The sequence below is a fragment of the Bradyrhizobium sp. AUGA SZCCT0105 genome, assembly GCF_018129565.1.
In the GTDB taxonomy this organism is placed as follows: domain Bacteria; phylum Pseudomonadota; class Alphaproteobacteria; order Rhizobiales; family Xanthobacteraceae; genus Bradyrhizobium.
Genome location: NZ_JAFCMK010000002.1, coordinates 355,351 through 381,748, shown reverse-complemented (window position 1 = coordinate 381,748; position 26,398 = coordinate 355,351). Strand labels below are relative to the sequence as shown.

The 26,398-nt window shown below is 64.5% G+C and carries 26 protein-coding genes and 2 tRNA genes; 15 read left to right on the top strand and 13 right to left on the bottom strand.

The genetic code is table 11. The annotated features are described in order from the left end of the window. Positions 1-9: 9 nt before the first annotated feature. Positions 10-603, bottom strand: a complete 594-nt coding sequence (locus JQ573_RS10820) for a cysteine hydrolase family protein (RefSeq protein WP_212309915.1) — start codon at positions 601-603, stop codon at positions 10-12. Positions 604-731: 128 nt separating this feature from the next. On the opposite strand from JQ573_RS10820, the gene JQ573_RS10815 reads away from it, so the two are divergent. The 4 genes from JQ573_RS10815 (at position 732) to JQ573_RS10800 (ending at position 3,539) form a co-directional block, all read left to right on the top strand. After that, on the top strand, positions 732-1,568 hold the full coding sequence (locus JQ573_RS10815; RefSeq protein WP_212309914.1) for a LysR family transcriptional regulator: 837 nt from the start codon (positions 732-734) through the stop codon (positions 1,566-1,568). A 344-nt stretch (positions 1,569-1,912) separates the two neighbouring features. Continuing rightward, positions 1,913-1,982: transfer RNA gene (locus JQ573_RS10810), tRNA-Phe, on the top strand. 3 nt (positions 1,983-1,985) lie between these two features. Next, a tRNA-Ile gene (locus tag JQ573_RS10805) sits at positions 1,986-2,052 on the top strand. 335 nt (positions 2,053-2,387) lie between these two features. After that, positions 2,388-3,539 carry an SPFH domain-containing protein gene (locus JQ573_RS10800; RefSeq protein ID WP_212309913.1) on the top strand — a complete coding sequence of 384 codons (1,152 nt, stop codon included), beginning with the start codon at positions 2,388-2,390 and terminating at the stop codon, positions 3,537-3,539. Between the two features lie 125 nt (positions 3,540-3,664). Here the strand turns inward: JQ573_RS10800 and JQ573_RS10795 are convergent, their stop codons facing one another. Beyond that, the gene (locus JQ573_RS10795; protein WP_249131600.1) at positions 3,665-4,276 is read right to left on the bottom strand and encodes a TetR family transcriptional regulator; all 612 of its coding nucleotides are present in this window, start codon (positions 4,274-4,276) and stop codon (positions 3,665-3,667) included. A 203-nt stretch (positions 4,277-4,479) separates the two neighbouring features. Here JQ573_RS10795 and JQ573_RS10790 point away from each other — a divergent pair, with 203 nt between their 5' ends. Next, complete coding sequence (locus JQ573_RS10790; RefSeq protein ID WP_212309912.1) at positions 4,480-5,397, top strand: DUF3313 domain-containing protein; 918 nt, start codon at positions 4,480-4,482, stop codon at positions 5,395-5,397. Here JQ573_RS10790 and JQ573_RS10785 read toward each other — a convergent pair. From JQ573_RS10785 to groES, 3 genes are all read right to left on the bottom strand, one after another. Beyond that, positions 5,391-6,005, bottom strand: a complete 615-nt coding sequence (locus JQ573_RS10785; protein WP_212309911.1) for a sel1 repeat family protein — start codon at positions 6,003-6,005, stop codon at positions 5,391-5,393. The genes JQ573_RS10790 and JQ573_RS10785 overlap by 7 nt on opposite strands. 126 nt (positions 6,006-6,131) lie before the next feature. Then, the gene (gene groL / locus JQ573_RS10780; RefSeq protein WP_092115232.1) at positions 6,132-7,772 is read right to left on the bottom strand and encodes a chaperonin GroEL; all 1,641 of its coding nucleotides are present in this window, start codon (positions 7,770-7,772) and stop codon (positions 6,132-6,134) included. 58 nt (positions 7,773-7,830) lie between these two features. Beyond that, a complete protein-coding gene (groES, locus tag JQ573_RS10775; RefSeq protein ID WP_097674118.1) occupies positions 7,831-8,145 on the bottom strand; it encodes a co-chaperone GroES in 315 nt (104 codons plus the stop codon). Positions 8,146-8,537: 392 nt separating this feature from the next. Here groES and JQ573_RS10770 point away from each other — a divergent pair, with 392 nt between their 5' ends. Continuing rightward, the gene (locus JQ573_RS10770; protein WP_212309910.1) at positions 8,538-8,828 is read left to right on the top strand and encodes an usg protein; all 291 of its coding nucleotides are present in this window, start codon (positions 8,538-8,540) and stop codon (positions 8,826-8,828) included. Positions 8,829-8,933: 105 nt separating this feature from the next. Next, positions 8,934-9,512, top strand: coding sequence for a cupin domain-containing protein (locus JQ573_RS10765; RefSeq protein WP_212309909.1), 579 nt, complete (start codon positions 8,934-8,936; stop codon positions 9,510-9,512). A 217-nt stretch (positions 9,513-9,729) separates the two neighbouring features. Here JQ573_RS10765 and JQ573_RS10760 read toward each other — a convergent pair whose 3' ends face one another. Next, positions 9,730-10,986 (bottom strand): NupC/NupG family nucleoside CNT transporter, encoded by a 1,257-nt coding sequence (locus tag JQ573_RS10760; protein WP_212309908.1) that lies wholly within the window; start codon positions 10,984-10,986, stop codon positions 9,730-9,732. A gap of 116 nt (positions 10,987-11,102) precedes the next feature. On the opposite strand from JQ573_RS10760, the gene JQ573_RS10755 reads away from it, so the two are divergent. After that, entirely contained in the window at positions 11,103-12,323 is a 1,221-nt protein-coding gene (locus JQ573_RS10755) for an MFS transporter (RefSeq protein WP_212309907.1), read from the top strand. Between the two features lie 511 nt (positions 12,324-12,834). Here the strand turns inward: JQ573_RS10755 and JQ573_RS10750 are convergent. After that, positions 12,835-13,596, bottom strand: a complete 762-nt coding sequence (locus JQ573_RS10750; protein ID WP_212309906.1) for an SDR family oxidoreductase — start codon at positions 13,594-13,596, stop codon at positions 12,835-12,837. 12 nt (positions 13,597-13,608) lie between these two features. Beyond that, on the bottom strand, positions 13,609-14,370 hold the full coding sequence (locus tag JQ573_RS10745; RefSeq protein ID WP_050406373.1) for a proteasome-type protease: 762 nt from the start codon (positions 14,368-14,370) through the stop codon (positions 13,609-13,611). Between the two features lie 296 nt (positions 14,371-14,666). On the opposite strand from JQ573_RS10745, the gene JQ573_RS10740 reads away from it, so the two are divergent. Then, positions 14,667-16,262: an ABC transporter substrate-binding protein gene (locus tag JQ573_RS10740; protein WP_212309905.1), complete on the top strand. Its 1,596-nt coding sequence runs from the start codon at positions 14,667-14,669 to the stop codon at positions 16,260-16,262. Between the two features lie 78 nt (positions 16,263-16,340). Here JQ573_RS10740 and JQ573_RS10735 read toward each other — a convergent pair whose 3' ends face one another. The 4 genes from JQ573_RS10735 to JQ573_RS10720 all read right to left on the bottom strand — a co-directional run bounded on the left by JQ573_RS10735 (position 16,341) and on the right by JQ573_RS10720 (position 20,479). Then, positions 16,341-16,751 (bottom strand): carboxymuconolactone decarboxylase family protein, encoded by a 411-nt coding sequence (locus tag JQ573_RS10735; protein WP_212309904.1) that lies wholly within the window; start codon positions 16,749-16,751, stop codon positions 16,341-16,343. Between the two features lie 199 nt (positions 16,752-16,950). Beyond that, the gene (locus JQ573_RS10730; RefSeq protein WP_212309903.1) at positions 16,951-17,793 is read right to left on the bottom strand and encodes a transglutaminase family protein; all 843 of its coding nucleotides are present in this window, start codon (positions 17,791-17,793) and stop codon (positions 16,951-16,953) included. Positions 17,794-17,945: 152 nt separating this feature from the next. After that, positions 17,946-18,890: an alpha-E domain-containing protein gene (locus tag JQ573_RS10725; protein WP_092115222.1), complete on the bottom strand. Its 945-nt coding sequence runs from the start codon at positions 18,888-18,890 to the stop codon at positions 17,946-17,948. Positions 18,891-19,060: 170 nt separating this feature from the next. Next, entirely contained in the window at positions 19,061-20,479 is a 1,419-nt protein-coding gene (locus JQ573_RS10720) for a circularly permuted type 2 ATP-grasp protein (RefSeq protein WP_163161604.1), read from the bottom strand. A 227-nt stretch (positions 20,480-20,706) separates the two neighbouring features. Between JQ573_RS10720 and JQ573_RS10715 the strand changes: the two genes are divergently transcribed. The 3 genes from JQ573_RS10715 to JQ573_RS10705 all read left to right on the top strand — a co-directional run bounded on the left by JQ573_RS10715 (position 20,707) and on the right by JQ573_RS10705 (position 22,804). Continuing rightward, positions 20,707-21,459 (top strand): molybdopterin-binding protein, encoded by a 753-nt coding sequence (locus JQ573_RS10715; protein WP_212309902.1) that lies wholly within the window; start codon positions 20,707-20,709, stop codon positions 21,457-21,459. Positions 21,460-21,465: 6 nt separating this feature from the next. Further along, complete coding sequence (gene gpt / locus JQ573_RS10710; RefSeq protein WP_092115219.1) at positions 21,466-21,993, top strand: xanthine phosphoribosyltransferase; 528 nt, start codon at positions 21,466-21,468, stop codon at positions 21,991-21,993. A gap of 187 nt (positions 21,994-22,180) precedes the next feature. Beyond that, positions 22,181-22,804 carry a hypothetical protein gene (locus tag JQ573_RS10705; RefSeq protein WP_212309901.1) on the top strand — a complete coding sequence of 208 codons (624 nt, stop codon included), beginning with the start codon at positions 22,181-22,183 and terminating at the stop codon, positions 22,802-22,804. Between the two features lie 16 nt (positions 22,805-22,820). Here JQ573_RS10705 and JQ573_RS10700 read toward each other — a convergent pair whose 3' ends face one another. After that, positions 22,821-23,843, bottom strand: coding sequence for a methionine synthase (locus JQ573_RS10700; protein WP_212309900.1), 1,023 nt, complete (start codon positions 23,841-23,843; stop codon positions 22,821-22,823). A gap of 100 nt (positions 23,844-23,943) precedes the next feature. On the opposite strand from JQ573_RS10700, the gene JQ573_RS10695 reads away from it, so the two are divergent. The 3 genes from JQ573_RS10695 (at position 23,944) to JQ573_RS10685 (ending at position 26,334) form a co-directional block, all read left to right on the top strand. Continuing rightward, positions 23,944-24,648, top strand: a complete 705-nt coding sequence (locus tag JQ573_RS10695) for a glutathione binding-like protein (protein ID WP_212309899.1) — start codon at positions 23,944-23,946, stop codon at positions 24,646-24,648. Positions 24,649-24,748: 100 nt separating this feature from the next. Beyond that, positions 24,749-25,360, top strand: a complete 612-nt coding sequence (locus tag JQ573_RS10690) for a 2-hydroxychromene-2-carboxylate isomerase (RefSeq protein WP_212309898.1) — start codon at positions 24,749-24,751, stop codon at positions 25,358-25,360. Continuing rightward, positions 25,360-26,334, top strand: a complete 975-nt coding sequence (locus JQ573_RS10685; RefSeq protein WP_212309897.1) for an NADPH:quinone oxidoreductase family protein — start codon at positions 25,360-25,362, stop codon at positions 26,332-26,334. The genes JQ573_RS10690 and JQ573_RS10685 overlap by 1 nt, the downstream gene beginning before the upstream one ends. Positions 26,335-26,398: the final 64 nt, after the last annotated feature.

Genomic DNA, 26,398 nt, shown 5'->3' with positions numbered 1-26,398 from the left:
ATGGTGATCTCAGGCGAGGGCGTTGCCGCGGGCGATGATCGCGAAGCGGTCGGACAGTTCGGCGAGGGCGACGTCGTGAATGAGCTTCGCGGCAATCGTGCCGCCAGTGCCGTCGGGCAGGTCGCGGGTGGCGCAGCTGTCGGCATCGATCGTGGTACGGAAGCCGAGATCGAGCGCGGCGCGGGCGGTCGAGCTCACGCACATATGCGTCATGAAGCCGGCGAGCACGAGCTCCTTGCGGCCGGTCGCGGCAAGCTGCGCGTTGAGGTCAGTGCCGGCGAATGCGTTCGGCAACTGCTTCTCGATCACGATCTCACCGGGCCGCGGCGCCAGCGGCGCGACGATCGCGCCACGCTCCGCAGTGCGATCGAACAGGCTTCCCGGCGCTCCCTTGTGCGCAATGTGGATGATAACAGCGCCGCTTTCTCGCGCGCGGGCGAGCAATGCGGTGGCGCGCGCGATCGCGGGTTTGGCGTCGGGCAAGGCGAGGGGACCGGCGAGATACTCGTTCTGGATATCGATCAGCACGAGGCAGCTGTCGCCGAGGCGGGGCGGGGTGAGGTCGATACCGGCAAGCTGCATCAGCGTTTTGGCTGCGGTCATGGTCCTGAGAACTCCGGAGGATGCGTCTTGCGGAAATATAGCCGCGGACCTGCCTGCCGTTATGCAGGGATATTGCAGCCGGTGGCTGCGTTATTGCAGGGAGGCCGGAGGCGATGTAGCCTGAGGCCATGAACTGGGACGACCTTCGCATCATCGCGGCCGTCAGGGACGAGGGCACCTATGCCGGCGCCAGCGCGCGGCTGCGGATCGACGAGACCACTGTCGGCCGCAGGCTGGCGCGGATCGAGCGTGCGCTCGGGCTGCGTTTGTTCGAGGCCGCCGACGGCGTTCGCAAGCCGACCCGGCAGTGCGACGTGGTGCTCGCGCATATCCAGGCGATGGCCGCGCATGCCGAGGAGATCGGCCGGATCGGCGAAAGCCTGCCCGGCCCGGTCGGCCGGTTGCGCATCGCCTCCACCAACGCGATCGCGGAGGAGGTGCTGGCGCCGCGCACCGGCGAATTGCTGCGCGTCCATCCGGGCTTGACGTTGCAGTTTCTGACGTCGAGCGAGAACGTCAAGTTCTCGCGCTGGGAGGCCGATCTCGCGATCCGCCTGCGCAAGCCCGACAAGGGCGACTTTGCGATCTCGAAGCTCGCCGAAGTCAGGCTGTATTTCTTCGAACCGGTCGCGACGACGGCGGGAGAGGCGGTGACGTGCGCCTATCCCGACGAGCTCGGCGGGATTCCGGAAATGCAGTTCCTGCGCACGAAGCGACTTCGTGCGCGCTGCGTGACCGACAATGTTCGGATCATCCACAAGCTGATCCAGTCGCATCAAGCAGTCGGTGTGCTGCCGGAGCACAGTTGCGTGGACCTGATGACCGATCGCCGTCTGCGCGCCACGCTGCTGCCGAAGCGGCGCGACGTCTGGCTTCTGGTGCAAAGCCATCTCAAGCGCGATGCGGCGACGCGCGTGACGATCGACTGGCTGCGCGGCTGTTTTCAGGACGTCGCGCGCAGCTGACGATGCGGAGGCGGAGCATCCATATGCTCTCCGTCATTCCCCGGTGCGCAATTGCGCACCTGAGGGCGGCGCGCAGCGCCGAGCCCGGAATCCATTTTTCAGCAACGCTTGCGGCTCGATGGATTCCGGGCTCTCGCTTCGCGAGCCCCGGAATGACGAGGTGAACGTGGTCAACTGGGCCACAACGCCGCCCCGTCATGAAAAAATCACACGCCGCCTCTTGCAACCTGGGCGCGCTTCGTTTATTAGCCCGCTCCTTCGCTTCGGCCATGGGTTCGGGCTCGTTGAGATCCCGACTGGCGCGAGCCGCTTTGCGGTGTCGTGTTCCGCCGAAATGAAGATCGCGAGATGTAGCTCATGGAGAGCATCGGGGATGAAACCCCGAAGGCACCGGTTCGATTCCGGACGTCTCACAAAGGATAGCTCAGTTGGTTAGAGCAGGTGAATGATACTCATCGGGTCACGGGTTCGATTCCCGTTCCAAGCGCTCCGTTCAGCCTGAAAAGCTGATACCTCTGAAGGGGACCGGACGCGCGCTTCAGTCGCAGTCCGGCCGTCCTGCCGCAAGGCTCTTCGTCCGAACCTAGACACTGTGAGACCGGCTTTGCGCCGCGGTGGATACCGCTTGTGCTGATGCCGGGTGGCTCCGCTCGGCCGCGCGACATTTGTCGCGCGAACGCGCGCGTGCGCCCGTCATCGCGCAGGCTCAAGCCACGGCCCGCTTGGCTGACAGGAAGCCGCGTTCGCGTCCTCACGTCCTTTGCAAAATGAAACCCGCTCTCCGGCCCATGGGCCAGAGAGCAACAAAGGAGGCGTGCCATGACCTGGCATTTCTTGACGACCACATTGACGGTGAAGGATGGCGAGCGCGCGTTGCTGACGCGCGACGGCCGGCTCGAGCAGGTGCTCGCGCCCGGACGTCATCGCCTGTTCGATCCCCTGCATCAGCTCAAGGCCGAGCTGTTCAGCGTCGTGCGGACCGAATTCCCCGCGGATCGTTACGCGGTGATCAAGGCCGCGCGCCCTGATCTCGCCGACGAGCTGTTCAAGGCGGTCGAGACCCGCGCGAACGAGATCGCGATCGTCAGCCTCGACGGCCGTCCCGTGCAGCTGATGACGCCCTGGCAGACGCGCGTGTACTGGAAGGTCGCGACGTCGGTCGACGTCGAGCGCATCGACGTGACCAGCGATGTCAGGGTCACGGCACGCCACCTCGCGATGATCCAGCCCAACCGGGCCGGCGTCATCACCGAGGCGGTGGTCGAGAACCACGAGGCCGGTCTGCTCACGGTCGAGGGCAAGCTGGTCGAGCGGCTCGCGCCCGGCCGGCACGCGTTCTGGATCGCGGGCCGCAAGATCGAGGTCAAGCGCCTCGACCTGCGGCCTCAGGCGATCGAGATCACGGCGCAGGAGATGCTGACCAAGGATCGCATCGCGCTGCGCGTGACGCTGACCGCGTTCCGCCGGATCGTCGATCCCGAGCGGGTCGTGGCAACGGTGCCCGACGTGGATGCGTGGCTGTACCGCCTGGTGCAGTTCGCGATCCGCGAGGCGGTGGCCGGCCGTACGCTGGACGAGGTGCTGTCTGCGAAGACGGCGCTCGACGAGGAGCTTCGCGACTATGTCCGCGCCCGTGTCGCGGATTCCGGCGTCGAAGTCACCGAGCTCGGCGTGAAGGACGTGATCCTGCCCGGCGAGATCCGCGAGCTGGTCAACAAGGTGGTGGAGGCGGAGCGGGTGGCGAAGGCCAACCTGATCCGCCGGCAGGAGGAGACCGCGGCGACGCGTTCGCTCCTGAACACCGCCAAGCTGATGGAGGAGAACCCTCTGCTGCTGCGGCTCAAGGAGCTGGAGTCGCTCGAGCGTCTGGTCGAGAAGGTCGGCCGCATCGACCTGCATGCGGGCGACGGTCAGGGTCTCGATGCGCTCCTGACCAAGCTGGTCCGCCTCAAGGCGCCCGAGAGCGCGTAAAGACAGGAAGGGCCGCCCACGGGCGGCCCTTCGCTTTTTGGAAGCGGCGTTGCTCGGCCAGCGGCGCGGAAATCTATCTTTCGTCATTCCGGGCTCGCGCTGCGCGCGCCCCGGAATGACGGGAATCAGATCGCGGCCTTCAGATTGGCGAAGGCGTCCTCGACGTATTTGGTGAGCTGGCGCTTGCCGCCTTGCTCGAGCCAGGCGTCGACCGCGATGCGCAGGGCGCCGCTCGCGGCCATCGCGACAAGACGGAGGCGGTCGCGGCGGTCCTTGCCCGGCCACAATTCGCACAGCGTCTCGTAGACGACCTGCTCCCGATGCAGATCGTTGCGGTGCTTCCGGGAGCTCAGCACTTCGCTCTCGCGGATCAGGCGTGAAATCGCAACCGTTCGCGACGTCTGGAAGCGGGCGCACACGTTCAGCAAGGCCTCGCGGACGACGTCGATCGGCGTACCGACGGAGGCGTGGTCGCGGATCGATGCCCTGAGCGCGTCGTCATAGCCGGCGATATGGGCGAGCAGGATGTCGTCCTTGCTCCTGAAATAGTAGAAAAAGGTCCTGCGCGAGATGCCGGCAGCCGCCGCGATCTCATCCAGCGTCGTCGCATCAAAGCCGTTAGCCAGAAACAGCTCCATGCCGACATCGGTGATGCGTTGCAGCGTCTCTCGACGATTTCGCTCGCGCAGGCCTTCGGTTTTTGCAGGCCGCTGGGTTTTCGTCAGTGTCTCCGGCATCGGCCGCTTCTCTCATCAACAGGCAATCAGGGCAAAATCACTTGGTGGCCTCGGGTTCGCGCGGCCGTCGGCGTCAACGCGCGAAGCGGCGCCGTTGGGTATGCGTCTTCCGGTCGCAGCCCGCGGTCACGCCATAAAACCGCCCAACACGATAATTACACCGAGTGTAATATTTACACTTAGTGTAAGTCAGTGGGGCCGCAATGACAACCTGTTCGCGCGTATGCCGGATCAAACGGATTCCGGCGGCAAATGGGTTCGTCAGCGGGCGGGGGGCACTCTTCCGCGGCTGGGCGGCGGCGAGCCTGCTCGGCCTTTTGGTCTCGGGCTGCGCGACGGCGACGCTGGATCAGGCCGGTTCACTCCGCTCCTACGACAACATGGAGCAATCGGACGGGATGTTGACCCGTTCGAAGCTGCGGGTGAGCAAGGACGAGGTGCTGGCGGCGAAGACGATCAGGATCGTGCCCACCGTGTTCTCTGACGGAACGGCAGTGCCCTTCACGGCTGCGCAGCGCAGGCTCGTCACCAACGCCGCCGACCGTGCATTGTGTGCGGGCCTGAGCGAACGCTTCTACGTGGTTGCGTCAGAGCCCGCCGACCTGACCGTTCACGCCGTCATCACGCATGTGGTGCCGACCGATCCGACGGCCGTCGGCGTCTCCAAGGGTGTGTCGGTGGCGAAGACGATTCTGCTGCCCGGTGTGCCGGTACCCGTTCCGCGCATTCCGGTGGGGCTCGGCAGCCTCTCGCTTGAAGCCGAGGCGCGCGATTCGGCTGGACAGCAAAAGGCGGCGATGGTCTGGGGCCGTGCGGCCAGTGCCTTCGACAACGGGCGGATGTCGGAGGAGGGGGATGCGTATGGCCTTGCGGCATCGTTCGGCGGCGATTTCAGCCAGATGCTGGTCACCGGCGTGACGCCGTTCGGCGGCGTGCCGTCGATGCCCTCGATGCAGCGGTTGGGCTTCCTGCTCGGCGGCGCGCCGAAATACCCGGCCTGCGAGGCGTTCGGGCGCGCGCCGGGTCTCGTCGGCATGGTCGGCGACAGCGCCGGCGTGCCACCGGATTGGACCGACAAGGGACCGGTTGCAAAGGCGGATGAGCCCGCGCCCGGTCAGTGATCGATCTCCTTCAGCAAAGCCCTTCCCGCGATGCAGGCCTCATCGTCTTCGCCAAGGTAGCAGGATTGGCTGAGCGCCTTTCGCGCTCGATCAAGGTCTCTTTCGATGCCAATGCCGCGGATCAGGTGAAATCCGGTCATCGTGCAGGCCCAGGGGTCCTTTCGGTCGCATCCCAATTGGTACGTTCGGATGGCGCAGCTGCTGCCCTGGCCCGAATCCATGCCCGCGGCGCGATTGGTGCAGCCGGAGACAAAACCGAGTGCGCAGGCCCGCAGGAACAGCGCCTGCGACAGGCGCTCGCTGCCGGCCTTCTGGATCACGAGCGCTGCTGAATAGCAGTCGCTCGCATCGCCAGCGTGACAGCGGTCGACGCATCGATCGAGCGAGGCGGAACAGCGCGCGATCGAGAAGCTGAGAGTGGTCTCACGCGTCGGCATGACGTCGGCCGGGCACGTTTCTAGCTTCGGAAGCCAGTCTGGCCGGGAAGCCTCTAACTCGCCGATGACCTTGGCTGAGTCGGCAGCGCTTGCCTGTGAAGACTTGAACGAGATCACGGCGAGGGCAACCGCGAGAGCTATCGTAAAGACCGACAGTGTCCGCCGTGACATCGCAGCTCTCCTGTTGCCATGAGAAGTTATTGCGAGCACGGACAGGAAAGCAACGCACCCCAAAACAAAAACCCCGGCATCGCTGCCGGGGTTTTGCATTTCGTAATTTGCCTGAGTGGCTGGACGTTAGAAGTCCATGCCGCCCATGCCGCCGCCCGGAGGCATTGCGGGGCCGCCGGAGTTCTTCTTCGGCAGCTCGGCAACCATCGCTTCCGTGGTGATCAGCAGCGCGGCAACCGAGGCAGCGTTCTGGATCGCGGTACGGACGACCTTGGTCGGGTCGATGATGCCCTTCTTGACGAGGTCGGCATAGTCGCCGGTCTGGGAGTCGAAGCCGTAATTGTAGGCCTTGTTCTCCAGGATCTTGCCGACGATGACCGAACCGTCTTCACCGGCGTTGATCGCGATCTGGCGAGCCGGAGCCGACAGTGCCTTGCGCACGATCTCGACGCCGGTCTTCTGGTCGTCGTTCTTGGTGCGCAGGCCCTTGAGCTGCTCGGAAGCACGGAGCAGGGCGACGCCGCCGCCCGGGACGATGCCTTCCTCGACAGCCGCACGGGTCGCATGCATCGCGTCATCAACGCGATCCTTGCGCTCCTTCACCTCGACCTCGGTCGCGCCGCCGACGCGGATCACCGCGACGCCGCCTGCGAGCTTGGCGAGACGCTCCTGCAGCTTCTCACGGTCGTAGTCCGAGGTGGTTTCCTCGATCTGCGCCTTGATCTGGGCAACGCGGGCGTCGATGTCGGCCTTCTTGCCGGCGCCGTTGACGATCGTGGTGTTCTCCTTGTCGATCATCACCTTCTTGGCGCGACCGAGCATCTGCAGCGTGACGTTCTCGAGCTTGATGCCGAGGTCTTCCGAGATGGCCTGGCCGCCGGTCAGGATCGCGATGTCCTGCAGCATGGCCTTGCGGCGATCGCCGAAGCCCGGAGCCTTGACGGCCGCGACCTTCAGGCCGCCACGCAGGCGGTTGACGACCAGGGTGGCAAGCGCCTCGCCCTCGACGTCTTCAGCGACGATGACCAGCGGCTTGCCGGTCTGCACCACAGCCTCGAGCAGCGGCAGCAGCTCGTTCAGCGAGGAGAGCTTCTTCTCGTTGATGAGGATGTAGGCGTCGTCCATCTCAACGCGCATCTTGTCGGCGTTGGTGACGAAGTAGGGCGAGATGTAGCCGCGGTCGAACTGCATGCCCTCGACGACGTCGAGCTCGGTCTCGAGCGACTTGGCTTCCTCGACCGTGATCACGCCCTCGTTGCCGACCTTCTTCATGGCGTCGGCGAGGAACTTGCCGATCTCGGCATCGCCGTTGGCCGAAATGGTGCCGACCTGGGCGATCTCCTCGTTCGAGGTGACCTTCTTCGAGTTCTTCTGGAGGTCCGCAACGACGGCTTCGACCGCGAGGTCGATACCGCGTTTCAGGTCCATCGGGTTCATGCCGGCGGCAACCGACTTGGCGCCTTCACGCACGATCGCCTGGGCGAGCACGGTGGCGGTGGTGGTGCCGTCGCCGGCCGCGTCAGCGGACTTGGAGGCGACTTCGCGCACCATCTGGGCGCCCATGTTCTCGAACTTGTCCTCGAGCTCGATCTCCTTGGCGACGGTGACGCCGTCCTTGGTGATGCGGGGGGCGCCGAACGACTTCTCGAGCACGACGTTGCGGCCCTTCGGGCCGAGAGTGACCTTCACCGCATTGGCGAGGATGTCGACGCCGCGCAGCATCTTGTCGCGCGCATCGACGGAGAATTTGACTTCTTTAGCTGCCATCTGAATTTTTCCTTGGAATGGTTTTACCCTGGAGGAATCTTGGGGAGCGAGGAGGCGCTTAGGCCGCCTTCTTCTTGGAAGCGGGGACGTCGAGCACGCCCATGATGTCGCTTTCCTTCATGATCAGCAGGTCTTCACCGTCGATCTTGACCTCGGTGCCGGACCACTTGCCGAACAGGACGCGGTCGCCGACCTTGATGTCGATGGGGATCAGCTTGCCAGCTTCGTCGCGGCCGCCCGGGCCGACGGCGATGACTTCGCCCTGCGAGGGCTTTTCCTTGGCACTGTCCGGAATGATGATGCCGCCAGCAGTCTTCTCTTCGGCGTCGATACGCTTGACCACGACGCGGTCGTGAAGCGGACGGAATTTCATGCAGTCCTCCTAAACGTTTGCGGATGCTGTAGATTTTTGGAGAGTTAGCAGTCCAGCCCGGCGAGTGCCAGACCGACTGCGCAGGAGATAGGCCAAGCCTGGGCGGCGGGCAAGTGGCTCTAGCAGAAAAATTGGCACTCGCGAATGGCGGCTGCCAGGTTCATTTCGAGATCATTTCGGCATCCTTAATGCCGCCCGGCAGGGGTCGCCGGGGCTATTAGCAGATGCGGTAAGCTGCTGCTAACGCAAGAAATTTCAACAACCTATTAAACATTTAGGCTTGAGATGGGTTAGTCGCGTGCGTCACATTTGTATCATGTGAGCGCATCCATTGCCGGTGGTCCGGCGGGGGTCGGCCGCCATGTGAATGCGCTCCGTCACAGGAGGTTGGCATGGTCTCGCGAGTTGGTGGGGTTGTTTCCGACGATTTCCGGAAGCAGTTGCTGGGGTATGGACTGACGACGGCGCAAATCCTGTATCGGATGCCGGACCATCCCTCGTTGCTGCAAACCTATGTCTGGCAGAACTACGACCTGTTTCCGAAGTTTCCGGCGCTGCGGGATTTCCTCGCCTTCTGGGAGGAAAAGCTCGAGGGCCCGCTGTTCTCGGTGACGGTGGCGCATTCCAAGCTGGTCAAGCCGGCTGAACTGCGCGCCGTCGACGGCGTGTTCCGGCTGCATTGATCCGCAAGGGGCAAGGGAAGCAAGGCGCGGCCTGCGCCTTTGCCCACCTCGCGCGGCGCGACTTGTGTTAGCCTTCGTCCGTCACAAAAAGACGGGAGGCGAACAATGGCCAAGAAGACGGCATCGAGATCCGCAGCCAAGACCGCGGTGAAGAAGAAATGGTCGGGGCTTGGCGCCGGCGCCAAGAAATCGTCGGCGAAATCGTCCGCGCGCAAGACCATCAAGTCCAAGGGCCGCGTCACCGCGGCGAAGAAGAGTGCGCCGAAAGCAGCGACCAAGACAGCAAGCAAGGCGCGGCCGAAGCAGCGCATCGCCATCAGCCATCACCGCGAAGAGGATTTCAAGGCCGACGGGCTGCGTGCCTATGCCAAGTACCGCGACCTCGGCATATCAGCAGCATCCCATGGCCTCGCGCAGGCGCATGTCATCCGGTTGCAGGGACCGTGCAATCCGGATGAGGTGTCGAAGCTGCACTTCCACGACGTCGAATTCCAGATGGTCTACGTCCTCAAGGGCTGGGTGAAGACCTACATGGAAGGCGAGGGCGAGACGCTGATGAAAGAGGGCAGCGCCTGGACCCAGCCGCCGCGCATCCGGCACATGATCCTGGACTACTCCGACGATGTCGAGCTGCTGGAGGTGATCCTGCCGGCCGAGTTCAAGACGGTGGAGCTGAAGGCGTAGGAAACCGTCGTCATTCCGGGGCGCGCGCAGCGCGAGCCCGGAATCCATTTTTCCACCTGGTTTGCGGCCTGATGGATTCCGGGTTCGATGCTTCGCATCGCCCCGGAATGACGACTACGTCGTCACGTCGGTTTTGTAGCCCGGATGGAGCGAAGCGAAATCCGGGATTCGCGCACACGGTCAGCACTGCCCCGGATTGCGCTGCGCTTCATCCGGGCTACGGCGCTGTCATCATCCCCACGATCGCGCCCATCAGGCACGTCGTCAGCGTGCCGGAGACGACCGACTTCAGTCCGAGCGCGTTGATCTCGTCGCGCCGCTCCGGCGCCATGATGCCGAGGCCGCCGATCATGATGCCGAGGCTCGCGAAGTTGGCAAAACCGCACATCGCGTAGAGCATGATCAGCCGCGAGCGCGGATCGAGCGCATCGGGCCCGAGCTTCGACAGGTCGACATAGGCGATCAGCTCGTTCAGCACGGTCTTGGTGCCCATCAGGCTTCCCGCCGTGATCGCCTGCGGCCACGGCAGGCCCATCAGCCAGCACACCGGCGCCATGACGTAGCCGAGTAGCCGTTGCAGCGAGATCTTCGCGCCGCCGACTTCGGGCAGCAGGCCGATGATCGCGTTCACGAGATAGACCAGCGCAACCAGCACCAGCAGCATCGCGATGATGTTCATCAGCAGTTCGAGCCCGGCGGCGGTGCCCTTCACGATGGCGTCCATCGTCGATGACACCTGAACATCGGGATCGTCGAGCGACCCGCCGGTGCGCTGGTCCGACGTTTCCGGCACCATGATCAGGCTCACCAAAATGGCGGCCGGCGCGCCGAGCACCGAGGCAATGACGAAATGCGCGGCCGCATCTGGGATCAGCGGCGCGAGCAGCGTCGCATAGAGCACCAGCACGGTGCCGGCGATCCCGGCCATGCCGCCGGTCATCACCAGAAACAATTCGCTGCGGGTGAGCTGCGCCAGATAGGGGCGGATGAACAGCGGCGCCTCCACCATGCCGAGGAAGATATTGGCGGCGGTCGAGAGCCCGACCGCGCCGCCGACGCCGAGCGTGCGCTCCAGAATCCAGGCCATGCCGCGCACCACAGGCGGCAGCACGCGCCAATAGAACAACAGCGTCGTCAGCACGCTCATCACCAGCACGATCGGCAGTGCCTGGAAGGCGAGGATGAAATCCGAGCCCGGCGCCTTGGGATCGAACGGCGCCGGACCGCCGCCGACATAACCGAACACGAAGGTGGTGCCGGCGCGCGTCGCGGCCGCGATGGTGCCGACGGCATCGTTGATCGCCCCGAAGGCCTGCGTCACCAGCGGCACCTTGATCAGCAACAGCGCAGTGACGATCGTGACGACGAGTCCGATCGCCGCCTGCCGTAGCGACACCTTCAGGCGATTCTCGCTCAACGCCCAGGCGATCACCAGCAACGCCACCACGCCGAACGCCGATTGCAACTGCAGCATCACGCCCCCAAGAACCCTCGGGCGATTATGGGCAGGGGCCTCGCGCAGCGCAATGCTGTTACGCGTTGATCCCGAATCCATTGACAAGTTGCAGGGGCTCAGTCACGCAATCGTGCATGTCCTCCGCCACGCCGGCCGGTGCCCGCGATCTGCTCGGCCACAGACCGTTCCTGTTCTTTTTGTCGTCGCGCAGCCTGTCGCGCTTCTCCAGCCAGATCGGCGCGGTGGCGATCGGCTGGCAGATCTATGATCTGACTGGGAGCGCGTTCGATCTCGGCATGGTTGGACTGGTGCAGTTCCTGCCCACGGCGCTGCTGGTGTTCGTCGCCGGCCACGCCGCCGACCGCTTCGAGCGCAAGCGCGTGGTGCAGGCCTGCCAGATTGCGGAAGCGCTGACTGCATTGTTTCTCGCCGGAAGCACATTTGCCGGCACCATCTCCGAGATCCAGATCTTCGCTGCGACCTTCGTGCTTGGAATCGCCGGCGCGTTCGAGAGTCCGGCGACCGCCGCGCTGCTGCCGCTGATCGCGCCGCAAGGCTCGCTGCAGCGGGCGACCGCAATCTCGAGCGGCGCCGCTCAGGTCGCGACAATCACCGGACCCGCGCTCGGCGGCTTCGCCTATGCGCTGATGCCGAGCGCGCCCTATGGCATCATGATGGTGTTCTGGCTGTTCGGCGCGCTGCTGACCGGCGGCATCGGCCGACTGCAGCAGGCCGCCAAGAACGGCGAGGTGTCGGATGACCTGTATGCCGGCGTCACCTTCGTTCGCAGCAATCCGGCGATCCTCGGCACCATCTCGCTCGATTTGTTCGCGGTGCTGTTCGGCGGCGTCACCGCGCTGCTGCCGATCTATGCGCGCGACATCCTGCAAACCGGCCCGCTCGGGCTTGGCATCCTGCGCGCCGCGCCCGCGGTCGGTGCGCTCTTGATGACGATGGTGCTGGCGCGGCACACCATCAACCGCCGCGTCGGCATGCGCATGTTCCAGTCGGTGATCGTGTTCGGCGTCGCGACGGCGGTGTTCGCGCTGTCGCACTGGATGTGGCTGTCGGCGCTGGCGCTCGCAGTGCTCGGCGCCGCCGATACGATCAGCGTCGTGATCCGCTTCTCGCTGGTGCAGCTCGCCACCCCCGACGAGATGCGCGGCCGCGTCGGCGCGGTGAACTTCCTGTTCATCAACGCCTCGAACCAGCTCGGCCAGTTCGAGAGCGGCGTCACCGCGGCGCTGCTCGGCGCCGTGCCGTCAGCCGTGCTCGGCGGCGTCGCGACGGTTGCGGTCGCGCTGCTCTGGATGAAGCTGTTCCCGACGCTGCGGGATGTCGAGAAGCTGGAGTAGGAGAGTTCTGCTCCGCAGACACAGCCTCATCCTGAGAGGATGTGAGGCCATATCCTCGTCCACCGCTGTCATCGCCCGGCCTGTGCGCAATTGCACACATGGACCGGGCGATCCAGTACGCCGCGGCCCCTCGGCTCAAGCACTGCGGTCTCTGGAATACTGGATCACCCGCATGCGCGGGTGATGACACTGAGCAAGCCATATGCGAGGAGGCACAATTTCGGAATAATGGAAAAATATCGCTGATTTGCCCGACGTGTCAAGTTGCCGTGTCGAACGCCGGTAGCTGCCGGCTACTTTGCATGGGGTTGTTTTCGATATTTTGGCAGTGCGCCCCTGCGAAGGCATCGCCGGGACAAGCCCGCCGCGCGGTCTCGTGTCCCGGACGCGGTGCAGCGCGAAGCGGTGCGCCGCAGAGCCGGGACCCATCTCATGGTACGACGGATCGAGCCGGTGGGCCCCGGTTCAGCAGCGCGTCATTGCATGCCGCGCTGCGCCCGGGGCACCAGAGTTAGCCCCGGCCCACGAACGGCATCTTGGTTGCCATGACCGTCATGAACAGCACGTTGGCGTCGAGCGGCAGGCCGGCCATGTAGGCGACGGCGTCGCCGACCGCCTTGGCGTCCATGCGCGGCTCGTGCTTGGTGGTGCCGTCCGGCTGCAGCACGCCGGGGCCGTTGACCATGCGGTCGGTCATCGGGGTCGCGGCATTGCCGATATCGACCTGGCCGACCGCGATGTCATACATGCGGCCGTCGAGGTTGGAGGCCTTGGTCAGGCCGGTGATGGCGTGCTTGGTCGAGGTGTAGGCCGCCGAGAACGGCCGCGGCGCATGCGCCGAGATCGAGCCGTTGTTGATGATGCGGCCGCCGCGCGGCTTCTGGTCCTTCATGATGCGGAAGGCGTGCTGGGTGCACAGGAACGGCGCGGTGAGGTTGGTGTTGACCACGGCCTGCCACTGCTCGAGCGGCAGATCCTCGAAATTCACCGGCGGTGCGCCCATGCCGGCGTTGTTGAAGAGAACGTCGAGCCGCCCATAGGTCGCCTTCACCTTGTCGAACAGCGCGGCGATCGCGGCCGGGTTGGCCATGTCGGCCGAGACGCACAGGCTCTTGCCGGCAGGGCCGAGCTTGGCGGTCTCTTCCAGCATCTCGATGCGGCGTCCGGCGAGCACCACGGTGTAGCCCTTGTCCATCAAAGCGAGCGATGCCGCGCGTCCGACACCGGTGCCGGCGCCCGTGACGAGCGCGATCTTGCTGGTTGCTTCGGTCATCCGAGTTTCCTCTTACTTGGTTTTTGCTTCGGTTTCGTTCTTGTAGGGTGGGCGTGGAATGTTCTGGTGCGCCGCGCGCAGCGCAGCCGACCAGCGCGAGCGCAAATCGTGGAAATAGGGCTCGCCGGCCTCGATGCGGTGGTTGAGGTCCGCCTCGCAGGCGTCGGTGCGCACCACCAGCACGTCGATCGGCAGGCCGACGCCGAGATTGGAGCGCATCGTCGAATCCATCGAGATCAGACCTGTCTTGAGCGCTTCATAGAGCTCGACGTCGTAATGCATGGCGCGGTCGAGCACGGGCTTGCCGTATTTATGCTCGCCGATCTGCAAGTAGGGCGTGTCGGTGGTGCATTCGATGAAGTTGCCGGCGGTGTAGACCATGAACAGGCGCATCCGCGAGCCCTTGATCTGGCCGCCGAACAGGAACGAGACGTCGAAGGAGATATCTTCGGAACGCAGCGCATCGCCCTCGGTGGCATGCACCGACCGGATGGCGCGGCCGATCCGCTGTGCCGCCTGGAACATGGTCGGCGCGTTCATCAGCGTCTCGAGCTCGCCGGTGTGCGGATCTTCCATGCCCTCGGTCAGGGTCGACAGCACCGATTGGCTGATCGCGAGGTTGCCGGCGCTGGCGATCGCCATGATGCGGTCGCCGGGCTTTTCGAAGATGTGCAGCTTGCGGAAGGTCGAGACGTTGTCGAGGCCGGCATTGGTGCGGGTATCGGCGATCATGACGAGGCCGTCGCGCACCAGAATTCCGCAGCAATAGGTCATTTGCAGTCCTCAAACGGTCCGAGTTTCTCGGCGCCAAACGTGTAGCCAATTTCGAGGTCGCATCCAACCCTAATTCCCCGTGACGGGACATGCGATGGCCGGTCAAAAGGGGCCGGCGGCGGTCCGTGTCAGGACCCGTTCCACCGTTGGCCGCCTGAAAATCCCGGTCCGCGACCAGCCTCGTTCTGCGTTGCACGCAGCCGGCAATGATCTGCGCTCCCGTGTCATTGCGGGGCATCTGGCGTTGTGGTCGACTGCCCGCAACCGACAACAACAAGAAATTCCGGGAGGCGAGAATGTCGTTCAAACTGGCCACGTGCATCGTGGCATTGGGCGGAGCAGTGATGGCTGCGAGCCCTGCATCGGCGCAGAAGAAGGGCGGCACGCTGCGGCTCTATCACAACGACAATCCGCCCTCGACCTCGCTGCTCGAGGAATCCACCATCGCCTCGGTGATGCCGTTCGCGACGGTCTTCAACAACCTCGTGGTGTTCGATCCGGCCAAGGTGCACGAAAGTATCGACACCGTGATCCCTGATCTCGCCGAGAGCTGGTCGTGGGATTCCACCAACACAAAGCTCACCTTCAAGCTCAGGCACGGCGTGAAGTGGCATGACGGCCAGCCGTTCACGGCCAAGGACGTGCAATGCACCTGGCGGATGCTGATCGGCAAGAGCGAGACCCAGGACTTCAAACGCAATCCGCGCAAGGTCTGGTATTCGAAGCTCAAGGACGTCAGCGTCAATGGCGACGATGAAGCGACCTTCGAGCTGACCGAGCCGCAGCCCGGCCTGCTGGCGCTGCTCGCCAGCGCCTTCTCGGTGGTCTATCCCTGCCATGTGCCGCAGCAGGTGATGCGCACCAAGCCGATCGGCACCGGGCCGTTCAAATTCGTCGAATTCCGGCGCGGCGATTCGATCCGCCTGGTCCGCAACCCCGATTACTTCAAGAAGGACCGGCCGTATCTCGACGAGATCACGGTGCGCTCGATCGACAGCCGGGCCACGCGCATGCTGGCGTTCGCGACCGGCGACTATGACATCACCTTTCCATCCGACGTCAGCATTCCCCTGATGAAGGACGTGAAGGTGCGCGCGCCGAACGCGATCTGCGAGATGACCTCGACCAATCTGCAGATCAATCTCTTGGTCAACCGCGTCAATCCGCCGTTCGACAATCCGGATATCCGCAAGGCGATGTCGCTGGCGTTGGAGCGCCAGGCCTTCAACAGCATCCTGTTCGAAGGCACCGGACGGCTCGGCGGCGCGATGCAGGCCAAGCCGGAAGGCGAATGGGGCATGCCGCCGGAGATCCTGTCGACGCTGATGGGCTACGGCGCAGATACCGGGAAGAACCTCGCGGATGCGCAGGCGATCATGCAGAAGCTCGGCTACAGCGACGCCAAGCCGCTGTCGATCAAGATCCAGACCCGCAATCTGCCGACCTATCGCGATCCGGCGGTGATCCTCGCCGACCAGCTCAAGAAGATCTACATCGTCGCCGAGCTCGATATCCTCGACACACCGCGCTGGTACTCGCGGCTGCAACGCAAGGATTACACGATCGGCCTCAATGTCACCGGCGTCAGCGTCGACGATCCCGACGGCAATCTGGTCGAGAATTATTCCTGCAACTCCGAGCGCAACTATACCCAGTATTGCAATGCCGAGGTCGATAGATTGCTGGCTGCGCAGTCGCGCGAGGTCGACAAGGACAAGCGCCGCAATATCGTGTTCGACATCGAGCGCCTGCTGGTCGACGACGCGGCGCGTCCGGTCATCCTGCACTCATCGGCCGGCAATTGCTGGCAGCCTTACGTGAAGAACTTTCATCCACACGACAACAGCCAGTACAACAATCTGCGCTTCGAGGATGTCTGGCTGGACAAGTGACCGCGATATAGCGGTCATTCCGGAGCGCGCTTAGCGCGCCCCGGAATGACAGGATGAGGGAGGCAAAGCCCGTCCAGCCTACGCATCCGCCGCGCCGACGAGGAACGCCTCGTCGACCGGCACGCCGAGCGCAGTGACCAGCCGGTTGGTTTCGGCGGCCATGCCGACGATCGCCAGCATTTCCTGATATTCGGCCTCGGTCATGCCCTTGGCGCGTGCGCTCGCGGTGTGCGAATGGATGCAGTAGCTGCAGCCATGGGCCACCGAGACCGCAACATAGAGCATTTCCTTGACCTTCGGGTCGAGCGCGCCCGGCGCCATCACCTCCTTGATGCTCTCCCAGGTCCGCCGCAGCGTCTTCGGATCATGCGCGAGCGCGCGCCAGAAATTGTTGATGAAGTCCGAGTTCCGCGTCTTGCGGATGTCGTCGAAGACGGCGCGTGCGTCGGCCGAGAGTTCGTCGTCGGAAATCAGTTTCACAGTTGCCATGGTTTCTCTCGCTGATCCGGTTTGCGGCAGCGATCATAGCATGCTCGCATCTTGCGATCGTCATTCCCCGGTGCGCAATTGCGCACCTGAGGGCTCGCGAAGCGAGAGCCCGGAATCCATCGCGCCACCGGTTGTGCGGACGAATGGATTCCGGGTTCGCGCCAAAAGGCGCGCCCCGGAATGACGACCAGGAGGCTTCTTACGACTGCGTCTGGCTCTGCCACTGTCCGGGGCGGCCGGCCTGGTCGACCTTGACCGCGACCGACAGCGTCTCGTTGCCGCCGCCATAGCGGGTGCCGCGGACCGGGGCGGCGCCGAGATAGTCGAGGCCGATCGCGACGCGGGCATGGGCGTCGGTGGTGCAGATGCCGTTGGCGGCGTCGAAGCCGACCCAGCCGAGGTCGGGCACGAAGGCCTCGGCCCAGGCGTGGCCGGCCTGCTGGTTGACCATGCCGTCGGAGCGTAGGAAGTGGCCGGAGACGAACCGCGCCGGAACGCCGCCGGCGCGCGCGCAGGCGATCAGGATGTGCGCGTAGTCCTGGCAGACCCCGCGCTTCAGCGCGAACGCCTCGGAGGCCGAGGTGGCACTGTTGGTCGGGTCCTCGTCGAAGGTCATGTGCTCGTAGATATGCACCATCACCGCGTGCAGGAAGCCGAGCACGTCGCTACCTGCTTCCGCGCGCAGCTCGCGCACGAAATTCGTCATCGCCGGGTTGAGATCGGTCAGCGGCGTGGGGCGCAGGAACAGGCTCGGGGGAAACCGCTCGTCGGTGCCTTTCAGCACGCCGCCGGTGTCCTGGGTCTCGACCAGACCCTCGCAATGGATCGTGAGGTCGGTGATCGCACCGTGCGTCAGCACATGGGTGACGTTGCCGAACGCGTCCTCATGGGTGTCGAGCCGGGAATCGGTCGAGACGTCGATCTGCCAGTCGGCGACATACTGGCCGTCATGGCTGCCCGGCGTCATCCGCAGAATCTGGATCACGCCCGAAGCCGCCGGCTCGTAGCGATAGGTGGTGGTGTGGGCTATCCGCAGGCGCATGGTTCAACCGGGATTCAGTCGGTCTTTTGGGGCAGGAACATCATGCCCCGGGCATCCACGTCTTTCTTCCTAATCGGCCGCGAAAGCAAGACATGGGTGACCGGGATCAACCCGGTCATGACGACATTTTGAGCACTTTTCCCGCGGCGCGGTCAGATCAAATATTGCTTGGCGACGATCTCACCCAGCCGCGAATTATCGGCAAGGAATTCCTGGATGAATTCATGCACGCCGTGCTGGAAGATATCGTCCATATGGCTGTGCTCGAGCCGGTTCCTGATGCCGCGGGCGTGGCGCTGGGCGGCGCCCTGGCGGCCATAGGCGACGCCGATCTGGTCCAGATTGCGCACCAGGTTGCTGTAGCAGCTGGCAAGCGACCGCGGCAGCGTGTCGTTGAGGATCAGGAGGTCGGCGATCAGCCAGGGCTTCAGGGTTTCCCGGTACACCCAGTGATAGGCGGTCGTTGCCGACACCGAGCGCAGGATCGAGGTCCACTGGTAGTAATCCAGCGGGCCGCCGACATGCTCCTCCTCGGGCAGCAGCATGTGATACTTGACGTCGAGAATGCGGGCGGTGTTGTCGGCGCGCTCGAGATGCACGCCGAGCCGCGAGAACCAGTAGGCGTCGTTGCGCAGCATGGTGCGGTAGGCCGAGCCGTCGAAGCGCAGCGAGGTCTCCTGCACGAAGCGCAGGAATTTTGCCAGCTCCTCGCGGTTGGCGGGCCCCTTGTTCCAGACTGCCTGCAGCTCGATCCACGATGAATTGATGGTGTCCCACATCTCCGACGTCAGCGCGGTGCGCACCGAGCGCGAATTGAGCCGCGCGGCCTCGATGCAGTTCTTGATCGAGGACGGATTCTCCGACGAGAACGACAGATACTCGACGACGTTCCGCTCGTTGGCTTCTTCGTAATGGTCGTAGAAGGCCGCGCCGACACCGGCGGTGAGCAGCGCGGAATCCCACTCATTGGTCTTGCCGATATAGGCCGCGGGCAATGCGGTGACACGGAGCGTGGCGTCGATCGTGCGCGCGAGATACTCGGCGCGTTCGACATAACGGGCCAGCCAGAACAGGTTTTCGGCGGTGCGCGACAGCATGCGATAGTCCCTACAAGACGAAACGTGTTTCACCTCCCCCTGAAAGGGGGAGGTCGACGCGCAGCGGCGGGTGGGGGTCCTCTCTCCATTCGGCGTATGCGGCCGACCCCCACCCCGACCCTCCCCCTTGCAGGGGGAGGGAGGGCTCGCGCAGCGCGTTTGGCTTCAAATCACTCACTCAATATCCAGGTGTCCTTGGTACCGCCGCCCTGGCTAGAATTGACCACGAGCGATCCTTCCTTCAGCGCGACGCGGGTCAGCCCGCCCGGCACGATGGTGGTGTGGCTGGAGCCGGTCAGCACGAACGGGCGGAGGTCGACATGGCGCGGCGCCAGGCCCTTGTCGGTGCAGGTCGGGCAGGTCGACAGCGCCAGCGTCGGCTGCGCGATGAAGCCCTCTGGCTCGCGCTTGAGCTTGTCGCGGAACGCCTCGATGGTCGCCTTGGTGGCGGCCGGGCCGATCAGCATGCCGTAGCCGCCCGAGCCGTGCACCTCCTTGACGACGAGGTCGGCGAGGTTGTCGAGCACGTAGGACAGATCCTGCGGTTCGCGGCAGCGCCAGGTCTGCACGTTCTTCAGGATCGGCTCCTCGCTGAGGTAGAATTTCACGATATCGGGCATGTAGGAGTAGATCGCCTTGTCGTCGGCGATGCCGGTGCCGACCGCGTTGGCGAGCGTGATGTTGCCGGCCGCATAGGCCGACATCAGCCCGGGGACGCCCAGCGCGGAATCCGGCCGGAAGGTGAGGGGATCGAGAAAGTCATCGTCGACGCGGCGGTAGATCACGTCGACCCGCTTCAGCCCCTCGGTGGTGCGCATGAACACCTCGTCGTTCTTGACGATGAGGTCGCGCCCCTCGACCAGCTCGATGCCGAGCTTGTCGGCCAGGAAGGAGTGCTCGTAATAGGCCGAGTTGTAGACGCCGGGCGTCATCAGCGCGACCGTCGGCTCGGCCGAGGCGCTGTGCGGCGCCACCGACCGCAGCGCGGACAGCAGCTCGTCCGGATAGCGCTCGACCGGCGCGACGCGGTGCCGCGCGAACAGGTCTGGAAACAGCCGCATCATGATCTCGCGGTTTTCCAGCATGTAGGAGACGCCGGACGGCGTGCGCGCATTGTCCTCCAGCACGATGAAATTGTCCGGATCGGTGCGGATGATGTCGATGCCGGCGATGTGGACGTAGATGTCGTGCGGCACGTCCTGGCCGTTCATCTCCGGCCGGAACACCGGGTTCTGGAAGATCAGGTCTTCGGGGATGATGTTGGCGCGCAGGATGTCGCGGCCGTGATAGATGTCCTTGAGGAACATGTTGAGCGCGAGCACGCGCTGCTTGAGGCCCTTCTCCAGCAGCGTCCACTCGGTCGCGGACATGATGCGCGGGATGACGTCGAACGGGATCAGCCGCTCCTGGGCCTCGGAATCGCCGTAGACCGCGAAGGTGATGCCGATCCGGCGGAACAGCAGCTCCGCTTCCTGGCGTCGATACTCGAGCGCATCCGGCGGCGTCTCTTTGAGCCAGCGGGAGAGCTCCTGGTAGGCCGGGCGGAGATCCTCGCCGAGGCCGTTCATCTCATCGAACGCGACTGCCATATATCCCGATTGCCCTCCCAAGCCATGTGACACAGTGCATGACTTGATGGGATGGTAGCAAGGGGCGGGCCAGCGCGATATGCATTGGCTCCTGGCATTTGCTAAGGGGGAGGCGGAAGGCCTGCCCGAAAAACCGGCTGAGGTCTGCTTAATTCGGCGGCAAAACTCCGTGACATCAAGGCATTGGAACGGCAATGTCAGGGGATCAAGTTTAAGGAAATGAGACCATGAGCGAGATCGTCACGGCGGGGATATTGGTGATCGGCGACGAGATCCTGTCCGGCCGGACCAAGGACAAGAACATCGGCTTCATCGCCGAATACCTGACCAATATCGGCATCGACCTGAAAGAGGTCCGCGTCGTTGCCGACGACGAGGTCGACATCGTGTCCGCCCTTGATGCGCTGCGGCATAGGTACAATTACGTGTTCACCACCGGCGGCATCGGGCCGACCCATGACGACATCACCGCCGACAGCGTGGCGAAGGCGTTCGGGGTCGAGATCCACCATCATCCCGACGTGGTGGCGCGGTTCAGGGAGCGCTGGACCGAGCAGGACCTCAACGAGGCGCGGCTGCGGATGGCCCGGGTGCCCGATGGCGCCGAACTGATCCAGAGCGCGACCATCCTGGCGCCGGGCTTCAAGCTCGGCAACGTCATCGTGATGGCCGGCATCCCCACCATCATGCAGGCGATGATGGACATCGTGGCGCCGACGCTGAAGTCCGGCGTGCGGATGCTGTCGGATTCGGTCCGCGCCGATGCGCGGGAAGGCGACATCGGCGGCCCGCTGCGGGCGATCGCGGAAGCCAATCCCGACACCATTATCGGCAGCTATCCGTTCCAGGACGAGAACCAGAAGCCGAACACCAATCTGGTGGTGCGCTCGCGCGATCCGGAGAAGCTCGCCGCGGCCATGGCCGCGGTGAAGGAGATGCTGAAGCAGGTGCAGGCCGCGCAGAAGAAGCCGGCGGGTTGAGGCGACATGGTTGAACGAAATTCTGAACAGAATGCGCAGGATCGGGCCGGCAGGCCGTTCCCGGTCTCGTGGGATCAATTCCATCGGGATTGCCGGGCGCTGACCTGGCGTCTCAACGAGGTCGGCCCGTTCCACGCGGTGATCGCGATCACCCGCGGCGGGCTGGTGCCGGCGGCGATCGTGGCGCGCGAGCTCGGCTTGCGGGTGATCGATACCGTCTGCGTCGCAAGCTACGACCACGACAAGCAGGGCGACCTGAAGGTGCTCAAGGGCATTTCGGAGCAGACCGCCAAGCTCGGTGGCGGCACCGGCAAGGGGCTCTTGATCGTCGACGACCTCGTCGATACCGGCAAGACCGGCAAGCTGGTGCGCGAGATGCTGCCCGACGCGCATTTCGCAACGGTGTACGCAAAGCCCAAGGGCCGCCCGCTGGTCGACACCTACATCACCGAGGTGTCGCAGGACACCTGGATCTTCTTTCCCTGGGACACCGCGCTGTCGTTCCAGCCGCCGATCCGCGACGGGGCGGCGTAAAGAGTCACCTCGCCCCGCTTGCGGGGAGAGGTCGGATCGCGTCGCTAGATGCGATCCGGGTGAGGGGGACTCACCGCGAGTTCATCTCTTACTATCTTTGCGGACACAGCCCCTCACCCCGACCCTCTAAGAGGGAGCTCCGCTCATCTCGACCCCGCAAGAGCGGGGCGAGGGGGAAGTCAGAAGCATGCCCCTGCAAAACCGCGTCACCCCGACAGGCGACATCGTCGCGTCCGAACATCGCGGCACCTTCACCGGCAATCGCGGCATCATCCACGATCCCGCGACGCGGACGCTTTTGAACAAGCGCTGGTCGAGTCCGGCCTGGCTCACCTGCGTCTGCGAGTTCAGGGGACGGCGACGCGAGGTGATGAGCCGCCAGAGCTGGACCGAGCTGTTCTTCCTCGATGAAGCGACCGCATTCGCGGCCGGGCATCGGCCCTGCTTCTACTGCCGCCGCGACGACGCCAAGCGGTTTCGTGCCGCGTGGGAGCAAGGCAACGGCACGAGCGATCTCAGCGCCAAGGCGATGGATGCGGTGCTGCACGCCGAGCGGCTCGACCGCGGCAAGAAGCGGCTGCATCCACTGCCGATGCCGCTCGCCGCGCTACCTGACGGCGCGATGATGCAGGCGAACGGCGAGAGCTATCTCGTTGCCGGTGGCAGGACCTTGCGCTGGTCGTTCGCCGGCTACGAGCGGGCCGACGTGACCGCTCCCGCCATGCTGCTGACGCCGCCGTCGACCGTCCGTGCGCTTCAGGCCGGCTATCGGCCGGTGCTGCATCCGAGCGCGATAGCTGCCTTGGGCTGAGCCGCCGGCACGGCCCTTACGCCAGTCGCTGCCGTGCCAGTTTTGCGCCGGCGCCGAGCGCGACCAGCTTGGCTTCGGCGATATCCCGCCGCATCGGGGCCATGCCGCAATTGGTGGTCGCGATGATGTTGCCCTTCGGCACGTGTTTCGCGACGGCTTCGATCACCTTGACGACATCCTCCGCAGTCTCGACGTCGTCGCTGGCGACGTCGATCACGCCGGCCTGGACGATCTTGCCGGGGAGCGCGGCGAGCAGCTCGATCGGCACCTTCGAGTTACGGCATTCGATCGCGACCTGCTGGATCGTGCTCTTGTCGATGACCGGGAAGGTCTCTTCATATTGCCGCCACTCGCCACCGAGCGTCTGCTTCCAGTCGGTGTTGGCCTTGATGCCGTAGCCGTAGCAAATGTGAACGGCGGTGGCGCAGGTCAGGCCCTCGGCGGCGCGCTCGAGCGCCTTGATGCCCCAGTCGCGGACTTCGTCCATGTAGACGTTGAAGGCCGGCTCGTCGAACTGGATCATGTCGACGCCGTCGGCCTGCAGTGCCTTGGCCTCCTGGTTCAACAGCTCGGCGAAGGCGAAGGCCATCTTCACGCGGTCGCCGTAATATTGGTCGGCGATGGTGTCGATGATCGTCATCGGACCGGGCAGGGTGAACTTCAGCCTGTTCCTGGTGTGGGCGCGCGCGGCACGCGCCTCGCTTTCATGGACGCGTCCCTTGAGCTGCAGCGGCGCGACCACCTGCGGGACCATGGCTTTGTAGCGGTCCTTGCGGATGCCCATCTCGACCTTGTGGGCGAAATCGATGCCCTCGATCCGCTCCAGGAAACCGTGCACGAAGTGCTGGCGCGCCTGCTCGCCCTCGGTGACGATGTCGACGCCGGCATCCTCCTGCAGCTTGACCGCAAGCACCGTGGCGTCGCGCTTGGCGCGGGCGAGTTCGGCGCCTTCCGATTTCCAGGGCGCCCACAGCATGTTCGGCTCGGCGAGCCATTCCGGCTTCGGCAGGGAGCCTGCGATCGTGGTTGGAAACAGCATGGGTGCCTCCCGCTGGGTTCTGATTGAGCGCCTGTGTGCCATGTCCTAGAGTGGAGGTACAGAACAACAAAAGTCTTTGTGACGGGGAATAAGGACGTCGATGATCGACCTGCACTACGCGCCGACGCCGAACGGCTGGAAGATCTCGATCATGCTTGAGGAACTGGGGCTGCCCTATCAGGTGGTCCCGGTGAACATCCGGGCCGGCGAGCAGTTCCGGCCGGAATTCCTGGCCATCAGCCCGAACAACCGCATCCCTGCGATTGTCGATCATGCGCCTGCCGACGGCGGCGGGCCGTTCTCGGTGTTCGAGACCGGCGCGATCCTGATCTATCTCGCCGACAAGGCCGGCCGCTTCCTGTCCAGGGAGCTGCGTGCGCGGTCGAACGTCATCCAATGGGTGATGTGGCAGATGGGTGGCCTCGGGCCGATGCTCGGCCAGCACGGCCATTTCGCGCTCTATGCGGCCGAGAAGATTCCCTACGCGATCGAACGCTACCGCGACGAGACCGCGCGGCTCTATGGCGTGCTCGACCGCCAGCTCGGCAAGACCGGTGCCTATATCGCCGGCGACGATTATTCGATCGCCGACATCGCCTGCTTTCCCTGGACCATGACCCACAAGGCGCAGGGCTTCACCCTCGACGATTACCCGAACATCAAGCGCTGGTACGCGGCCGTGCGTGCCCGCCCGCAGGTGCAGGCCGGCCTTGCGATCGGAAAATTCGTCAAGGAGCCGTTTGACGAGGAATCACGCAAGAACATGTTCGGCCAGCGTGCGAAGGAGCTGGTCGAGAAGAAATAATGTCAGTTATTCCGCGGCGCGACACAGTCGCGAGGTCCGCGCCTTGCAGCGCATCCCGGAATGACGACAATGACTATGGAAAAGACAAAGGGAAACGCCAATGATCGAATTCTTCTTCGACTGTTCCAGCCCGTGGACCTATCTCGCCTGGCACAACATTCAGCCGATTGCGAAGGAGTTCGACGCGCCGATCACCTGGCGGCCGATCCTGGTCGGCGGCATCTTCAACACCGTCAATCCGTCGGTCTACGCGCAGCGCGAGAAGCCGGTGCCGCTGAAGGCCCGCTATATGAAAAAGGATCTCGGCGACTGGGCGCGCTCGGCTGGGCTAGCGATCAAGATGCCGCCGACCGTGTTCCCGGTGAACAGCGTCAAGGCGATGCGCGGCTGCATCTGGCTCGGCAACGAGAAGATGGTGCCGTTCGCGCGCGCGGTGTTCGAGGCCTATTGGGGTGACGACAAGGACATCTCGCAGGATGCGGTGCTGACCGGGATCTGCACCAAGCTCGGGATCGATCCGGCGCAATTCCTGGCCGGTATCGGCGACCAGGCGATCAAGGATCAGCTCAAGGCCAACACCGAGGAGGTGATGGCGCGCGGCGGCTTCGGCTCGCCCACGATCTATCTCGACAAGACCGACATGTATTTCGGCAACGACCGCCTGCCGCTGATCCGCGAGGCGCTGGCCCGCCTCAAGGCACGAGCCGCCTGATGCCGAAAGCTGTCGTTTGCCGTGAGCTCGGTTCGCCCGAGCGCCTTCAGCTCGAGAATTTTGCCTCGGTGCCCTTGCAGCCGGGGCAGGTGCGTGTTGCGATCCGTGCCGCCGGGATCAATTTCCCCGACATCCTGATGGCCGCGGGCGAGTACCAGCTCAAGCCGCCGCTGCCGTTCACGCCGGGCTCGGAGGCTGCCGGCGATGTCGTCGAGGTCAATGACGCGGCCGGCGTCGCTATTGGCGACAAGGTGATCGTCAAGATGCGTTTTGGCGCTTATTGCGACGAGACGGTCGCGACACCGTCGCAGCTCGTGCCGGTGCCGTCGACCTTCGACTATGCGGAAGGTGCGACCTTCCTTGCCGCGCATGGCACGGCGCATCACGCGCTGATCGATCGCGGGCAGATCAAGCCGGGCGAGGTGCTGCTGGTGCATGGCGCCGGCGGCGGCGTCGGGCTTGCTGCGGTCGAGATCGGCAAGCTGCTCGGCGCCACCGTGATCGCGGCGGCCTCGAGCGAGGAGAAGCTCGCGATCGCGAAAGCACGCGGCGCGGATCATCTCGTGCTCTACACGCGCGAGCCGTTTCGTGACGCGGTCAAGCGCATCACCGATGGCCGCGGCGCCGACGTGGTGTTCGATCCCGTCGGCGGCGAGGTGTTCGAGAACTCGATGCGCTGCATCAACTGGGGGGCGCGCATTCTCGTCGTCGGCTTCACCGGCGGCATCGGTCTTGCCCGCACCAATCTGTTGATGATCAAGGGCGCGAGCGTGCTCGGCGTTCGTGCCGGCGAGGCGGTGCGGAAGAACCCCGCGCTCGGCGAGGTCAGGGTCAAGGCGCTGAGCGAATGGGCCGAGGCCGGCCGGGTGCGACCGAATATCTCACATCGGCTGCCGCTGGAGGACTATGCGAAGGCGATGCGGCTGTTGATCGAACGCAAGGCGATCGGGCGTGTGGCGCTGTTGACCAGGTGAAGTGCGTAGGGCGGGTTAGCCGAAGGCGTAACCCGCCACGTCTTGCCAAGTAATGGTGGATTAC

Bases quoted from the DNA above. Each gene is read 5' to 3' on its own strand.
- JQ573_RS10820 (WP_212309915.1), bottom strand. From the start codon at position 603: ATGACCGCAGCCAAAACGCTGATGCAGCTTGCCGGTATCGACCTCACC.
- JQ573_RS10815 (WP_212309914.1), top strand. From the start codon at position 732: ATGAACTGGGACGACCTTCGCATCATCGCGGCCGTCAGGGACGAGGGC.
- JQ573_RS10800 (WP_212309913.1), top strand. From the start codon at position 2,388: ATGACCTGGCATTTCTTGACGACCACATTGACGGTGAAGGATGGCGAG.
- JQ573_RS10795 (WP_249131600.1), bottom strand. From the start codon at position 4,276: ATGCCGGAGACACTGACGAAAACCCAGCGGCCTGCAAAAACCGAAGGC.
- JQ573_RS10790 (WP_212309912.1), top strand. From the start codon at position 4,480: ATGACAACCTGTTCGCGCGTATGCCGGATCAAACGGATTCCGGCGGCA.
- JQ573_RS10785 (WP_212309911.1), bottom strand. From the start codon at position 6,005: ATGTCACGGCGGACACTGTCGGTCTTTACGATAGCTCTCGCGGTTGCC.
- groL (WP_092115232.1), bottom strand. From the start codon at position 7,772: ATGGCAGCTAAAGAAGTCAAATTCTCCGTCGATGCGCGCGACAAGATG.
- groES (WP_097674118.1), bottom strand. From the start codon at position 8,145: ATGAAATTCCGTCCGCTTCACGACCGCGTCGTGGTCAAGCGTATCGAC.
- JQ573_RS10770 (WP_212309910.1), top strand. From the start codon at position 8,538: ATGGTCTCGCGAGTTGGTGGGGTTGTTTCCGACGATTTCCGGAAGCAG.
- JQ573_RS10765 (WP_212309909.1), top strand. From the start codon at position 8,934: ATGGCCAAGAAGACGGCATCGAGATCCGCAGCCAAGACCGCGGTGAAG.
- JQ573_RS10760 (WP_212309908.1), bottom strand. From the start codon at position 10,986: ATGCTGCAGTTGCAATCGGCGTTCGGCGTGGTGGCGTTGCTGGTGATC.
- JQ573_RS10755 (WP_212309907.1), top strand. From the start codon at position 11,103: ATGTCCTCCGCCACGCCGGCCGGTGCCCGCGATCTGCTCGGCCACAGA.
- JQ573_RS10750 (WP_212309906.1), bottom strand. From the start codon at position 13,596: ATGACCGAAGCAACCAGCAAGATCGCGCTCGTCACGGGCGCCGGCACC.
- JQ573_RS10745 (WP_050406373.1), bottom strand. From the start codon at position 14,370: ATGACCTATTGCTGCGGAATTCTGGTGCGCGACGGCCTCGTCATGATC.
- JQ573_RS10740 (WP_212309905.1), top strand. From the start codon at position 14,667: ATGTCGTTCAAACTGGCCACGTGCATCGTGGCATTGGGCGGAGCAGTG.
- JQ573_RS10735 (WP_212309904.1), bottom strand. From the start codon at position 16,751: ATGGCAACTGTGAAACTGATTTCCGACGACGAACTCTCGGCCGACGCA.
- JQ573_RS10730 (WP_212309903.1), bottom strand. From the start codon at position 17,793: ATGCGCCTGCGGATAGCCCACACCACCACCTATCGCTACGAGCCGGCG.
- JQ573_RS10725 (WP_092115222.1), bottom strand. From the start codon at position 18,890: ATGCTGTCGCGCACCGCCGAAAACCTGTTCTGGCTGGCCCGTTATGTC.
- JQ573_RS10720 (WP_163161604.1), bottom strand. From the start codon at position 20,479: ATGGCAGTCGCGTTCGATGAGATGAACGGCCTCGGCGAGGATCTCCGC.
- JQ573_RS10715 (WP_212309902.1), top strand. From the start codon at position 20,707: ATGAGCGAGATCGTCACGGCGGGGATATTGGTGATCGGCGACGAGATC.
- gpt (WP_092115219.1), top strand. From the start codon at position 21,466: ATGGTTGAACGAAATTCTGAACAGAATGCGCAGGATCGGGCCGGCAGG.
- JQ573_RS10705 (WP_212309901.1), top strand. From the start codon at position 22,181: ATGCCCCTGCAAAACCGCGTCACCCCGACAGGCGACATCGTCGCGTCC.
- JQ573_RS10700 (WP_212309900.1), bottom strand. From the start codon at position 23,843: ATGCTGTTTCCAACCACGATCGCAGGCTCCCTGCCGAAGCCGGAATGG.
- JQ573_RS10695 (WP_212309899.1), top strand. From the start codon at position 23,944: ATGATCGACCTGCACTACGCGCCGACGCCGAACGGCTGGAAGATCTCG.
- JQ573_RS10690 (WP_212309898.1), top strand. From the start codon at position 24,749: ATGATCGAATTCTTCTTCGACTGTTCCAGCCCGTGGACCTATCTCGCC.
- JQ573_RS10685 (WP_212309897.1), top strand. From the start codon at position 25,360: ATGCCGAAAGCTGTCGTTTGCCGTGAGCTCGGTTCGCCCGAGCGCCTT.